Below are 13,121 nucleotides of genomic sequence, written 5' to 3' on the forward strand. Positions count from 1 at the left end.
GGCCAAATTTCGCTCACCGGCAGCGGACATTTCATTGCCGCGTGCGGGCCGGTCATTATATCCGCTTTGTCGACGTTCCAGTTAGTCCGCTTCCGAGCGGCAGCCCGTTGAAGCTGTCGTTTGTTCAGCCTTAGCGCACGTTGGTACTTAGAACGCCGTGAACCGCTCCTGAAAAGCGGCTGCAATTTCCGCGATCACCGATGCGGCGATTAAATGCGGATCGCGCAGCTGGTGAACCAGACCAATCGGCGCCTTGATCCTTGCGATGCCTTCATTGCTGCACCCGGAAGCGACCAGGCCTTCAACGCGGCGGGCATGAGCTCGCCGGCTACCGAGCGCACCTACATAGAAGGCGTCGCTGCCCAACGCCCGGCGCAGCACCATTTGCTCCCATTCATGATCGTGGAACATCAGGGCTATCGCAGTGCCCCCGTCGATGCGCAAATCAACGGGCGACGAAAGCCCCCGCAGTTCCCGCACGGAAATTCCGGCATCGCGTGCCTTGGTCAGCGTGATGTCATCCGGCGAGACCAGCTCGACCTGCACATCGGCTGCCGCAGCCAGACGCGCCAGGACCAGCGCCTCCACGCCGGATCCCACGATCAATAGCCGGATCTTCGGTCGAACCACATAGGCCGCTGTGCCGGGCGAGGCAGGTTCCATTCCGGGGTACCACCGGAGCGAGCCGTCCGTTGCCAGTGCGATCGCCCCGGCCTCCCGTTCCGCCTCAATCATGGCCCGCAGGGCCGGCAGATGATGATCCGCGACGGGATATATCAACAGTTCGATTCGGCCTCCGCACGGCAACACCACGTCGATCCTGCCGCTGCCCCGCCCATATTGTACGGCCGCCGGCCGATTTTCGACGATTGCCTTGCGCGCTTGCGCCACCAGGTCCGCCTCGACGCAGCCGTTCGACACATAGCCTGCTGTGGTGCCCGTAATGCTGGCCGCCATTCGCAGGCCGGGCTCGCGCATGCTGCCCCCATCGACCGCAGTGACGAAAACCAGCGCCACGCCGATCCGGGCCTCGGCGCATTCGACGACAAATCGGGCGACGTCCCGTGGGTGGCTGACCATGTCGATGCAGTGCGGCCCGTTCGTCATCCGCCGACCAGACGAGCCGCCACCGAAAACCGCATCAACGTTGCGAGCGCCTTGGCCTTGTCTACCAACTCGTGTGGCCGCCGTCCGCGGCGATGACCGATCCCGTCATGAACGAAGATTCGTCCGACGCGAGGTGCAGGATGGTTTTCGCGATCTCGGCGGGGTGGGCAAAGCGCTTGAGGTGCTGGCGACCGGTCAACTTGGCCAGCAGATCCGCTCGGTCCTCCGGCGGTAACCCGGCCAGAAGCCCTTGCGCCATGCCGGTGTCGATTCCGCCCGGACAGATGACATTGCATCGGATGTCGGGCGCCAGTTCGGCCGCCAATGCCCGCGTCATGCCGATGATCGCCGCCTTGGAAGCACAATAGACGCTCATGTGGGGCAGCGATACCAGCCCCCCGACCGACGAGACGTTGACGATCGCCCCGCCGCCCGAAGCGCGGATGGCCGGCGCGGCCTTCTGCATGGCGATGAGTTGCGAGAAGCAGTTGACGTGCATCACACGGTCGAACTGGGCCAGCGTGACGTCGGCCAGATCGCCGGGCCCCAGAATGCCGGCGATATTGCACCAGGCGTGCAGGGCGCCAAACCGTTCCATGGCCAGGCTGACCAACGCGGCGTGGGTTTCCGGCTGGGTCGCGTCACCCGGAACCGCAACGACCTCGGTTCCTTCGGCCATCAAATCCATTTTCAGAATATCCAGCGCCTGCTCGTCAATGTCGGTCAGAGCCAGTTTCGCGCCTTCGCGCGCCATCAATCGCGCGGTCGCCAGGCCAAGTCCCCCCGTGGCGCCAGTCATCGCGACGACCTTGGCGGCAAGACGGCCCGACCGGGGAAGCTCAGTCGGCATTTTGTCCTCCAAGCAGAGCATGTACCGCCCGCCGTGTCATCACGCGCACAAGATTGGCCCGGTAGTCCGCGCCCGCGTGAAAATCGCTGATGAGTTCCGGCAGATCGAAGGTCAGTCGATCGATGCCTTCGGGGCTGCCGTCGCGCAACAATTGTTGCTCGACGTCCGGCATCCGGAATGCCCCCGCGCCCGCTCCGGTGACTGCGACCCGCCAGCCACGGGGGCCATGGGCGACGGCCACGGCGGTCATGGCGTAACCCGAAACCGGGTGCCGGAACTTGGCATAGGAAAATGCCTGGTCAGTGGGGATGCGCACCTGCAGGACAAGCTCGCCCGGTTCCAGCGCGGTCTCGAACAATCCTGTCAGGAAGGCGTCGGCAGGCAACTCGCGGCGGTCTGTGACGACCACCGCATCGAGCGCGAGGATCGCCGCCGGGTAATCGGCCGCCGGATCGTTGTTGGCGATCGAGCCGCCGATCGTACCCCGGTTACGGACCTGGACGTCACCGATGCCGTCGGCCAGCAGCGAAAGCCCGGGAAGCCGGGACTGCACGAGCGCGCTGCCTGCGACGGCAGCGTGCGTTGCCATGGCGCCGATCTGCAGTTCGCCTTCGTCTTCCTCGATCTCGCTCAGCAGTGGAACCCCCGCCAGGTCCACCAGCTCCGAAGGACCGGCAAGCCGCTGCTTCATGGTCGGCAGCAAGGTCATGCCTCCGGCCAGCGGCCTGGCATCGGAATCGCCCGCAAGGATATCGAGAATGTCCGAAAGAGTTTCAGGGCGAGAATAGACGAATTCTCTCATTGGCCGGTCTTCCGGCTGGCGGAAATCACGGCCGCGATGATCGGCTGGTACCCGGTGCAGCGGCACAGATTGCCTTCCAGCGCATGGCGGACCGCAGCCTCGTCCGGCGAGGGGTTCGTGTCCAGAAGCGCGGCGGCAGCCATGATCATGCCGGGCGTGCAATAACCGCACTGAAGGCCGTGCTCCTCGCGAAACGCCTGCTGCAGCGGGTGATCGCCCCGTGGACCGAGCCCCTCGATCGTGGTGACCGCCTGCCCTTGCGCCTGGAGCGCCAGCATCGTGCAACTCTTCACGGCCTGCCCGTCGCAATGAACGGTGCAGGCACCGCATTGGGTGGTATCACAGCCGATGTGCGTGCCCGTCAGACCCAGAACATCGCGCAGGAAATCGACCAGCAGCAGCCGCGCGCTGACCATCTCGCTGACTTCCCGGCCGTTCACAGCAAGCGAAAGTGGGTAGAGCTTTTCCATGATCAGGGCTTGAGTGTGTACATGACGGTCATGAAGACCAACAGCGCTGCCAGCACCAGGATCGTGAACGACTGGGCATCGAACCACCGCCGGGCGGATTCCGCGACAGCCGGTGCGGGACGGGGCTGCGCGCCTGCAACAGGCAAGGGCACCCGCCCATCTCCGGCGGGGATCGGTGCAGCCGGCGCTTCGCCCGGAATTGCGGATATATCCGGGGCCGTTCCGGCTTCGACGATCGCTCCGAACTTGTCGAAGAACTCAGCCGCATATTTTTTGGCGAAAGCCTCGATCAGGCGCGAGCCGATCTGGGCCAGCTTGCCGCCGATCTCGCTGCTGACATCATAGGTAAGCCGCGTGCCCTCCGTCTCCTGCGCAAGGCGGACCAGCGCGGCCCCCTTGGCGAAACCGGCCGCGCCGCCTGATCCTTCGCCGACGATGCGGCAGCTTTCCGGCGCCTGGAGATCCTCAAGCCGGATTCGACCATTGAACCTGGCCTTTACCGGCCCGACGCGGGTCACCACCGTCGCCACCCAGTCGACCGGTGTCTCGCGCGTGATTTCCTCGCACCCCGGGATGCATTGGCGCAGGATATCGGGATCGTTGATCGCCTGCCAGACCAGCTCGCGCTCGGCGCGGATCAGCGCTTCACCGACGAGCTTCACGCCGGTTCTGCCTTGCGCGAGGCGGCGGCATCGATCGCGGACCATATGCGCGCCGAAGTCAGCGGCATTTGCAGGTCGGTGACGCCAAGCGGGCGCAGCGCATCAAGCACCGCGTTGACCACCGTGGGCGGCGCGGCGATCGTGCCGGATTCCCCCACGCCCTTGACCCCGACGGGGTTGGTCTTGCATGGAATTTCCTCAAGCCTCGCGGCTATGGTTGGCATCGTGTCTGTCCTCAACATTCCATAGTCTGAAAAGCTGCCGCTCAGCAGTTGGCCGGTGGCCGGGTCGTAGACGACCTCCTCGACCAGAGCCTGCCCGACGCCTTGGGCGATGCCGCCAATGATCTGGCCCTCGCAAATCATCGGGTTGATCGCCTTGCCCACGTCATCGACGACGGTGTAGCGGTCTATCCGGATGGCACCGGTTTCGGGGTCGACCTCGACCTCGCAGACGTGCGCGCCGTTCGGGAAGTTCGGCGCTTCACCGCCGGCCGTGCCTACGGTCGATAAACCCAGGGACTGGCCGCCCGGCACGCCCATCGGCGCGAAGAAGCCCCTGACCACCTGCTGCAACGAGACAGTGCGGTTCGTGGCCTTGGCCCGGAAAAGGCCTTCGCCGAATTCCACGGCATCGAGGTCCACCTCAAGGATACTTGCCGCCATAGGCGAACAGCGCGCGATCGCCTCGTCGGCTGCGGCCCGAAGCGCCGTACTTGCCAGCATGGAGCTACGGGCGGCATAGGTCCCGCGACCGAACGTCACTGCATCCGTATCGCCCTGAACATGTCGGATCTGTTCAGAGGGGATACCGAGCCAGTCGTGTATCAGCTGCGCGAAGGCGGTCGCATGCCCCTGGCCGTGCGAATGAGTGCCGGCGAGGATCGATACTCCACCAGACGGGTCGAAGCGCAGTTCCATGCGCTCGTTGAACACGCCTGCGCTCTCAATATAGCAGGTGACAGCGCGTCCGCGAACGAGCCCTCGGCCTTCCGACGCCTGCCTGCGCGCCGCGAAGCCTTCCCAGTCGGCCAGTTCGAGGCATTTATCCATCATTCCGGCGAAATCGCCACTATCATAGGTGAAGCCGGTGGGGGTCGCATATGGCAAGGCCTGCTCGGCGATCAGGTTCCGGCGCCGGATCTCCACCTGCCCCAATCCCGAAACGCGGCCCGCTTCATCCATCAGCCGCTCAAGCATGAAGCATGCCTCGGGCCGGCCTGCGCCGCGATACGGACCCGTGGGCGAGCAATTGGTGAACATGGCCGACGTCCGCACATCAATGGCGGGGATGTCGTAGACCCCGGGCAACATGCGCATCGAAAAGGTGATCGGTGCAACCGTAGCCGAAGCGACATAGGCGCCCAGCGCGTGATAGGCGCGTACGCGCAGGCCTATGGCCCGGCCATTTTCGTCGAAGGCCATCTGCGCCGAAGCAACCTGGTCGCGACCATGATTATCGCCCGCCAGTGATTCCGAACGACTGGCAATCCACCTTACCGGCCGCCCCAGCTTGCGCGCCGCCCATAGAACCAGCGCATCCTCGGGATAGGGGTCGGCTTTCATTCCGAACCCGCCACCGACATCGGGAGAGATGACGCGCAGGCACGTTTCGGGAATGGCGAGTACCGAATTCGCCAGCATCTTGCGGACGCCGTGCGGGTTTTGCGAGCTGGTGTGCAGGATGTACTGACCATCGCCATCATTCATGACGAACTCGCCCAGCGCACATCGCGGCTCGATCGAGTTGGCCGAGAGGCGGTTGTTGCGCAAGTCAAGCCGCACGACGAAAGCGCTGCGGGCGAACGCCTCGTCCGTGCGTTCGGGGTCGCCAAATGCCAGTGTAAAACTGCGGTTCCCTTCGCAACCAGGCCAGATTTCCGGCGCATCGGACGCCGCAGCGCCGTCCGGCGTCGTGACGCAAGGACGGGGGGAATATTCTATCTCGACGGCCTCGGCCGCGTCGCGGGCCTGGTCGGCGGTCTCCGCTATGACGGCGACCACCCTGTCACCGACACAGCGGACCCGATCGGACACCAGAATGGGGCGGATGGTGCGAAAGCCCGGTGGGCCGCCGGCGTCCTCCGGCATGAAATAGGGCGGCAGGCCGCCAAGACCTTCATTCTCGGCATCCTGCCCGGTGAGGACCAGAAGCACGCCCGGCGACTCCATTGCGGCCTTGACGTCGATGCGGACAATGTCCGCATGCGCCTGGTCCGAATAGATCACGCACATATGCGCCACGCGAGCCCGCTTGACGTCACCGACGTAGCTGCCGGCGCCCGTCAGAAAGCGACGATCCTCGCGACGCCGGACCGCCTGGCCAATGCCAAAACCGGACACTTTTCCTCCCCGCTCGTTACCGCCTTGGTCGATCATTGGCGTGGACATCCCCACGGCTTGACGGCGGTGCGATATTGAATTTAAGCCCGTGTACGAAAGAGGCAAGAGATTTCTGTATGACCGTACGAGAAAATGAAAAGGCAATGCGCAAGGGCGAGCGCACCAGGCAGGCGATCCTGAACGCGGCCGAAGCCCAATTCGCCCTGTCCGGCTACGAAGCCGTCTCGATCCGTCAAGTAGCGGACGCAGCAGCCCAGCACCTCGGGGTCGTTACTTATCACTACCCCAATAAGGAATTGCTGTTCGAAGCAGTTGTCGCGCGCCGCGCAGAAGAACTCACCCAAAGGCGGAAAGAAAGACTGAGCGATCTGGTTGATCCGACGATCGAAGCTTTGCTCGACGCATTCCTCGATCCCTTTCGCGACAAGGTCGAAGGAGGGTCTGACGGTTGGCGCAGATACGCGCAGATATTGGCGCACATCGCTCAGGATGCGCGCTGGGCGCCATTGGTGGACCGCCTGTTTGGCGAAACGGGTCGAAAGTTCATCTCGCTCATGCGCGAGGTGGAACCGCGACTTACCCTTGACACGGCGACACAGGGTTATGTCCACCTGATTTCCGTCATGGTGGGATTGTTCGCGTCGACCAAGCTACTGGACCGCCTGTCCAACGGAAAGATGTCGAGCGATCGTCTCTCGGAAAATTATGATCAGGCCATTGCGTTCCTTGCCGGCGGCATGCGCGCGCTCGCCGCGCAAGCGCCCTCTACATCCGATGCCAAGGCATTTTCAGGAAAGGCGGAGATCGGATTTCCGTCTGAAAATGCCCCATCAAATTGAACCGGGCGATTTCCTCGAGACGATAGCCGTCTGCCGTGATCTTGAAATCCAGAGCGGGTTTCGATCTGATTGAATCCGCTCTCCGCTCTGGATTTCTTGTTTTCCGCGATTTCTTAATCAGCGATCGGTTCCGATCGCTTGGAAATCGCGCTAGTTCACCGACAGGTCACGCCTGAGCGCAGCCAGGCGCGCCTGGCGCGGAGCAACCCCGAACTGACGCCGGAATGCCCGGCTGAAATGCGACGCATCGTTGAAACCCCAACGAAAGGCGATTTCGCCGATCGATATATCCGTCATTTGCGGATGCACGATTTCTCCCTTGCAGCGCTCCAGTCGCTCGCGCCATATGCGCCGCATCAAGGGCTCAGCCTCACCCTCAAACAATTCGTAGAGATAGCGCAGCGACAGTCCGACGTTGCGGGCGATCAGAGAAGGGGAAAGGTCGGCGTCCGCCAGATTCTGCCGGATGAACGTCAAAACCCGTTGGCGATGGGCGGCCTGGCCGCCCGCCGACACCGGAGAAAAATCCTCAGCCATGCCGCAAAGCACGGTCGAGAGGATCAACGGTATCGTGTCAGCCACCTTTTCGGCTGCATCGGCGTTGAGTTGCATGCCGACACGAAAGAGTTCGTCGCTATACGCTCTGAATAACGCGGCCGGACCTGTATTCGTCTGCATCGCAATCGCCGTGCAGCTGTCGACATTGGGAAAATAGCAACGCAGCGCCGCGCAGGGAACGTAGATGGACGTGGTGCAAATTTCGCCGGTTTCTATCATGAACGGTCGAGCAGGATCGACGAGAAACATGTCGCCGGGGCGGATCATGCTTTCTCGCCCTCCCTGGCTGACAAATGCGGTACCCTCGCGGTGAACGCTCACCAGATAGCTGGGAACCGGGCTTGGCTGCGAACTGGCGGGTTCGGTGATATGCGGAGAAAAGCGCAACTTGGCGAAACGCAGGCCGGGCCGCGCAAATCCATCGACCGCGCACTCCAGCGCCTGCGAGCCCACGGGCCGAATATTCAGTCCGATCGAGAACAGCGAGGCCATGTCCTTGCGAAACTTGGATGATCGCCGACCGCTGGGCACACCAGCTGTAGTGAAGGTTTCCGCCCGGAGCGCAGCCTCGGCCATTATTGCCCCTCTCCCCGCAAGCAATTCCATTTTCGCAAGGAGAATTACCGGAAAATAGTACATCTATCCAGAAAAATCTGTGACCTGTCCAAATTTGCGCCGCAAGGCTTTGACCGCACAGTCCGGGGTGGTGAGTACCGTCGCGCCCGTGACCCGCGCAATTTCCGGTGCTGCCCTGGCCAGGCTGAATTGGGCCAGTGCGACTACGCGTTCGGAACTGAAACCCTGTGCCGCGACCGCAGACAGGCGGTCATGCTCGGCAAAATCCCCGGCCTCCGCTGCCTCCAACGCCCCGACGGCAAGACGGGGTTCGACATCAAGCGATCCTGGAAATTCACCAAGCATGGAACCGAGAGTCGGCGCGAACGTGGCGAGGAGGCCGACTGGCCGCCCCAGCGCGACAGCCTCGTCGATCATCGCCTCGTTCGGCTTCAGCACGGGAATGTCCATCATCCCCGCCACCGTCTCGATCGCCTCGCCAAAGGCCGAGCAGGTGAACAGGATAGCGTCGGCGCGCGCGAACCTGATCGCATAGCGCGACAATTCGACAAAGCGCCCGATCATGGACTCCGTCAGGATTCCATCAATCGCACGGTCGACCGACAGGCTGTCATCGAGAATATGGACGCGTTCCGCCTCTGGCCACAATCGCCGGAAGCTCTCCGTGATGGGATCGAGCGACAGCCGCAGGGCTGAGATCAGCGCAATCCTGGGCGGTGCCATCAGATCGGTTCCGCCAGCTTGGCCAGCGACTGCTCGACAAGGATGGTCTGCTCCTCGGGAGGCCGCCCATCCTGCTCGCGCCGGCCGATCTCAATCGAATTTTCGGTGACCAGCCGACAGCGGTCATAGCGACGGGCCATGAATGCCGCGAACATGCGCGCCACGTCTCCCCCGGAACGACGCAATTCGTCGGCCAGCACCAGTCCGTCCTCGATCGCCATGCCGGCCCCCGAAGCCAGCTGCGGGGTTGTCGGATGAGCCGCATCGCCGACCAGGATGATGCGCCCGCTGTACCAGGGCGCAGGCAACAGGAATGCCTCAAGAGGGCGCACATTGATGACCGAATCCACCGTCAAGCCATCGCGGATCCCGGCCAGAATTCCGCCATAGCTTGCCATCAGCTCCTGCAAGCGGACGTGCAGTTCGTCGACGGGGTAGATTGGCGGCCGCGGGCCAACCTGAAGCAGGAACATGTACATGTGGGTCTGGGATACCGGCGACAGCCCGATCTTGTGCGGGCCCCCAAGGAAAAAGTGCCGCCGGTCGATGCCCGCGGGCCGCGTCGTGTACAGGCGCCACACGGTCTGCCCGGTATATTCGGCCTGGTCGGCATCCGGAAAGATCGCCGCGCGTGTCGCGGAGAAGACACCGTCCGCGCCGACCACGAAGTCGTAGGTGCGCGTCTGGCCGTCGCTGAACCGCGCCTCGACGGCATGGTCGCCCTGGTCAAAGCCGTCGACCGTGCAACCCAGGCGAACATCGGTGCCGACATCGCGCACCCGGCTCGACATGATCCGGTGAAGGTCGGGCCGCATCACGCCACCGCTGCCGGGCAGATCCTCCCCCAGCTCAGGGTCCGGCAGGTGCGTGACCGGCTGCCCGTTGACGTTGCAGACCTGTATCCCGTTTCCGGCAAACCCGACTTCAAGAAATTCCTCGAGCAGGTTGAGCGCCTTGATCGCGCGCAGGGTCGGCCGAGTCACGGTGATACCGGCGCCCGTGACCCGCCATTCGGGATCCTTGTCGATCAGATCGACGGCAACACCCAACTGACGCAGGCACAGGGCCGTCGCCATGCCGCCGACCCCGCCACCAACGATCAGAGCCTTCAGATCATTCAGCTTGTTCATGGCATCAACTCTCAATGGTGGAGGACAGGTGCCCACCGACAAGGTCGGTGAATTGCCGTGCTGCCTCCACGTTCATAAGATGGGCCGCGTTCACACGCTCCAGACGGCTGTTCGGGACTGCCCGTGCGATCGTCTCCAGCGCCTCGATCGGCACCGCCACGTCGTGCTCACCGGCAACAACCACCGTCGGGCAGGTGATCCGCGAGAGTATGGCCCGGTTGTCCAGCCCGGCAATCGCCTCGGCCGCAAGCGCATAACCCTCGGCCGGTGTCGCGAGGACCAGCTGGCGGATCGTATCGACACGCGCCTTTGCAGATACGAGGAACGCCGGCGTAAACCATCGCGCCAGTATGTCGTCTACCTGGCCGCCCATTCCATCGCGGCGCGCTCCAGCGGCGCGACTACGCCACATTTCCTGGACAGGCGGCGGCGGATATGCCGTGCCCCCGGCCAGCACCGCCGAGGTCACCCGTTCGCGCGCCATCACCGCCATGGCCTGCGCGATAGAGCTGCCGAACGAGAGGCCAACCACACCGAACCGCTCCACGCCCATGGCATCCAGCGTTGCCAGGACTGCGACAGCATAATCCTCGATGGATCCGGCAAACGGCGGCGCCGCGCTTCTCCCATGGCCGGGCAGGTCAAGGGCTATAACGTGGAAGCGCTCCGCCAAGACCTCGATCTGCGGATCCCACAACGCTGAGGATGTAGCGATCGCATGCAACAGCACGACCGCTGGCCGCGTATTGGCTCCGGCGGTGCGGCCCGAAAGCACCGCACTCATTCACCCCTCCATCGGCCCAGAGCGATGCCCGTGTACCATTCGCTGACCGGCTCGTAGTGGTTCAGTTCGAAGTTGCGGCAACCAGCAATGCCATGCGCGACGAGCCAGTTGCGGATTTCCTCGGCGCCGTTGCCGGCGCTATTGACTTCCGCCTCGGAAAATGAGGTCAGCGCATCTTCGTCGGTTCCGCCGAGCAGTTCGAGGAAGCGCCGGTCGAATTGTTCGTTGACGTAGCCCATGCGCGGCGTGCCGACGTCGTGAGCGATGCCGCCGGTGGCGAGCACCACGACCCGTTCGGCGCCATCGTAGGAACGAATTGCCTCGGCCATTGCCCGGCCAAGCTCGATGCAGCGCATCATCCTCGGCAGGGGTGGCTGGACGCAATTCACCAGGATCGGCACCACCGGAAAGTCGCCGCAAATGCCGGCCAGCGTGAGCGGCGTGACCATGCCGTGATCGAGCACGAGTTCGAGCGAAAACGCCGGGTCGAAGCCGCTGTCCAGGCAATGTTGCAATATGTGCGCGGAAAGGCTGCGCGCGCCCGGAATGGTCTTGCGGTCGACCTTGAGCCAGCCCTCGATCGGGCCGTCATAGGTGTCGGCGATGCCGATGCAGAACGCCGGCATGTTGCCAAGAAAGAAGTTGTGAAGATGATCGTTGGACACGAGCACGATCGCGTCCGGGTCCAGTCGGGCGATTTCTTCGCCCGTCCGGCGAAACTCGTCGAACACCTGACGCGCCACCTCCTCTGCCGGCGCGTGCGGCAGATTGGTCATCACCGGGGTGTGGCTGACGGCGAAGATCCCTGCAATTTCAGCCATTTTCCAGCTCCTTGCCAGCCTTCCTCAGCGCGGCGAGATACTCCTGTTCCGGGATCCGGAGTTGCAGGCAGTAAGCGCGCAGCAGATAGGGGTTGGCACCCAGCAGATAGAGCTGCGTGACGTCGGTGTGCTCGAGTGCCGCGGTTGCCGCCGGGGTCAGTTCCGGATAGCTTGCGATATAGACGTCGGGATTGGCGAAATAGCGTTTCTCCTCGTCCCGGTCATGCTGGATCCGGTAAAGAACCCGGTTGATCTGATAGGCCTCGCCCGTCGGAATGGCCTGTAGCCAATTGTTGATCATTGGGCGCGCTCCTTCACCATGCGGCATGTCCAGTCGATGATCAGCGGAAGGGTTTGTGGAGTGATCCCCATGTGCCCGCCGGGGAACATCCGCACCGACTTGGGTTCTCCGTGGCCGACGAGCAGGTCGATGTCGGCAACCGGACATTGTTTGTCCTCTCGCCCGTTCACCAGCAGCATTGGGGCGCAGGGGCCGTCCAGCATGCCGGCATCGAGCAGCGACAGGCGCTCGAAGAATTCTACATATTCGCCTTCTGTGCGAGCGCCGAGCATCCGCATCCGCGTCTCGACGAGCTCCATCAGGTAGCTGTCGGGATAACGCGAGCTTTCGATCCAATCGCGCTGGAACATGAAGTGGGCGCCACCGCCCCAGTTGACGCCGCAGGCGATCCGATCGGGATAGAGGTGGGCCAGCCGCGTTGCCCAGTAGCCGCCGAACGAACGGCCGAGGCATCCGGGCAACCGGCCCGACAGATCGTCGCGCGCGGCCAGCCAGTCGAAGACCGGCAGAAACTGCTGTTCGGCGCCGGGCCGACCCTTGACTGGCGATTCCCCGGTTCCCGGCCCATCTATCGCGACTGTTGCTACCCCCTGCTTGAGCGCAAGGTCGCTCGCCGCAGTCATCTGCTCCTTCCAGGCGTCGACACCACCCCACATGACGATGACCGGCGGTCGCTCTATGCCCTTCGGGCGCCGCAGCAGGAACACAACCTCATCGCCGTCGCCTTCTTCGCCCTGAAACGGAACGCTGACCCGCTCGATCGGCGGATCGAACAAGGCGCCTGCAGCGAGATAAGCGTCGCGCTCGCGTGCTGCGCTTGCCAGCTTGTCGGGATGATTGGGGCAAGGAAACCGACCCAGGAAGAAGAAGCCGTCCGCCCGCAGGAACTGCGCCTTGGCGTCCTCGAGCTTGCCGGCCTCGCGCGCAGCGACGCCGGCGGCAAAGGCAGCCTCGCCGGCGGCGGTCCAGGCCGCAGCCCAGTTGACCGGATCAAGGCCCTGCAACTGGGCGACGACGCCTTCTGTGTCCTCGTAGCTCAGGTTGTTCATCGGGTGGATGCGCTTTCGGGTGCGATCCAGCATCCAGGCTTTGGCTTCTTCGAGCGTCCTGGGGCGTTCATGAACGGTATCGGCATTCGGCATCGGGGTTTCTCCGC

Annotated in this window: 14 protein-coding genes; 1 reads left to right on the forward strand and 13 read right to left on the reverse strand. The window is 63.5% G+C overall.

The annotated features are described in order from the left end of the window. Positions 1-147: 147 nt before the first annotated feature. The 6 genes from MRBLMA1_RS16525 to MRBLMA1_RS16550 all read right to left on the reverse strand — a co-directional run bounded on the left by MRBLMA1_RS16525 (position 148) and on the right by MRBLMA1_RS16550 (position 6,233). Positions 148-1,107, reverse strand: a complete 960-nt coding sequence (locus MRBLMA1_RS16525; RefSeq protein ID WP_363738149.1) for an XdhC family protein — start codon at positions 1,105-1,107, stop codon at positions 148-150. 61 nt (positions 1,108-1,168) lie between these two features. Next, the gene (locus tag MRBLMA1_RS16530; RefSeq protein WP_363738150.1) at positions 1,169-1,978 is read right to left on the reverse strand and encodes an SDR family NAD(P)-dependent oxidoreductase; all 810 of its coding nucleotides are present in this window, start codon (positions 1,976-1,978) and stop codon (positions 1,169-1,171) included. Further along, entirely contained in the window at positions 1,947-2,759 is an 813-nt protein-coding gene (locus tag MRBLMA1_RS16535) for an FAD binding domain-containing protein (RefSeq protein ID WP_363738151.1), read from the reverse strand. The genes MRBLMA1_RS16530 and MRBLMA1_RS16535 overlap by 32 nt, the downstream gene beginning before the upstream one ends. Continuing rightward, positions 2,756-3,229, reverse strand: coding sequence for a (2Fe-2S)-binding protein (locus MRBLMA1_RS16540; RefSeq protein ID WP_363738153.1), 474 nt, complete (start codon positions 3,227-3,229; stop codon positions 2,756-2,758). Before MRBLMA1_RS16540 ends, MRBLMA1_RS16535 begins: the two co-directional genes overlap by 4 nt. Positions 3,230-3,231: 2 nt before the next feature. After that, positions 3,232-3,891 (reverse strand): SRPBCC family protein, encoded by a 660-nt coding sequence (locus MRBLMA1_RS16545; protein ID WP_363738155.1) that lies wholly within the window; start codon positions 3,889-3,891, stop codon positions 3,232-3,234. Continuing rightward, the gene (locus tag MRBLMA1_RS16550; protein WP_363738157.1) at positions 3,888-6,233 is read right to left on the reverse strand and encodes a xanthine dehydrogenase family protein molybdopterin-binding subunit; all 2,346 of its coding nucleotides are present in this window, start codon (positions 6,231-6,233) and stop codon (positions 3,888-3,890) included. Before MRBLMA1_RS16550 ends, MRBLMA1_RS16545 begins: the two co-directional genes overlap by 4 nt. Positions 6,234-6,307: 74 nt before the next feature. Between MRBLMA1_RS16550 and MRBLMA1_RS16555 the strand changes: the two genes are divergently transcribed. Beyond that, positions 6,308-7,072: a TetR/AcrR family transcriptional regulator gene (locus tag MRBLMA1_RS16555; protein ID WP_363738159.1), complete on the forward strand. Its 765-nt coding sequence runs from the start codon at positions 6,308-6,310 to the stop codon at positions 7,070-7,072. Positions 7,073-7,222: 150 nt separating this feature from the next. Here MRBLMA1_RS16555 and MRBLMA1_RS16560 read toward each other — a convergent pair whose 3' ends face one another. The 7 genes from MRBLMA1_RS16560 to MRBLMA1_RS16590 form a co-directional block, all read right to left on the reverse strand. Next, positions 7,223-8,206: a helix-turn-helix domain-containing protein gene (locus MRBLMA1_RS16560; protein ID WP_363738161.1), complete on the reverse strand. Its 984-nt coding sequence runs from the start codon at positions 8,204-8,206 to the stop codon at positions 7,223-7,225. A gap of 63 nt (positions 8,207-8,269) precedes the next feature. Beyond that, the gene (locus MRBLMA1_RS16565; protein ID WP_363738163.1) at positions 8,270-8,929 is read right to left on the reverse strand and encodes an aspartate/glutamate racemase family protein; all 660 of its coding nucleotides are present in this window, start codon (positions 8,927-8,929) and stop codon (positions 8,270-8,272) included. Next, positions 8,929-10,059: an FAD-dependent oxidoreductase gene (locus tag MRBLMA1_RS16570; RefSeq protein ID WP_363738165.1), complete on the reverse strand. Its 1,131-nt coding sequence runs from the start codon at positions 10,057-10,059 to the stop codon at positions 8,929-8,931. Before MRBLMA1_RS16570 ends, MRBLMA1_RS16565 begins: the two co-directional genes overlap by 1 nt. Positions 10,060-10,063: 4 nt before the next feature. Continuing rightward, positions 10,064-10,843: an alpha/beta fold hydrolase gene (locus MRBLMA1_RS16575; protein ID WP_363738166.1), complete on the reverse strand. Its 780-nt coding sequence runs from the start codon at positions 10,841-10,843 to the stop codon at positions 10,064-10,066. Beyond that, positions 10,840-11,664, reverse strand: coding sequence for a 2,3-dihydroxyphenylpropionate 1,2-dioxygenase (locus MRBLMA1_RS16580; RefSeq protein ID WP_363738168.1), 825 nt, complete (start codon positions 11,662-11,664; stop codon positions 10,840-10,842). The genes MRBLMA1_RS16575 and MRBLMA1_RS16580 overlap by 4 nt, the downstream gene beginning before the upstream one ends. Beyond that, complete coding sequence (locus MRBLMA1_RS16585) at positions 11,657-11,965, reverse strand: hypothetical protein (RefSeq protein ID WP_363738170.1); 309 nt, start codon at positions 11,963-11,965, stop codon at positions 11,657-11,659. The genes MRBLMA1_RS16580 and MRBLMA1_RS16585 overlap by 8 nt, the downstream gene beginning before the upstream one ends. After that, positions 11,962-13,107 (reverse strand): alpha/beta hydrolase family protein, encoded by a 1,146-nt coding sequence (locus MRBLMA1_RS16590; RefSeq protein ID WP_363738171.1) that lies wholly within the window; start codon positions 13,105-13,107, stop codon positions 11,962-11,964. The genes MRBLMA1_RS16585 and MRBLMA1_RS16590 overlap by 4 nt, the downstream gene beginning before the upstream one ends. Positions 13,108-13,121: the final 14 nt, after the last annotated feature.

The organism is Sphingobium sp. LMA1-1-1.1, from assembly GCF_040676365.1.
Classification (GTDB): Bacteria; Pseudomonadota; Alphaproteobacteria; order Sphingomonadales; family Sphingomonadaceae; genus Sphingobium.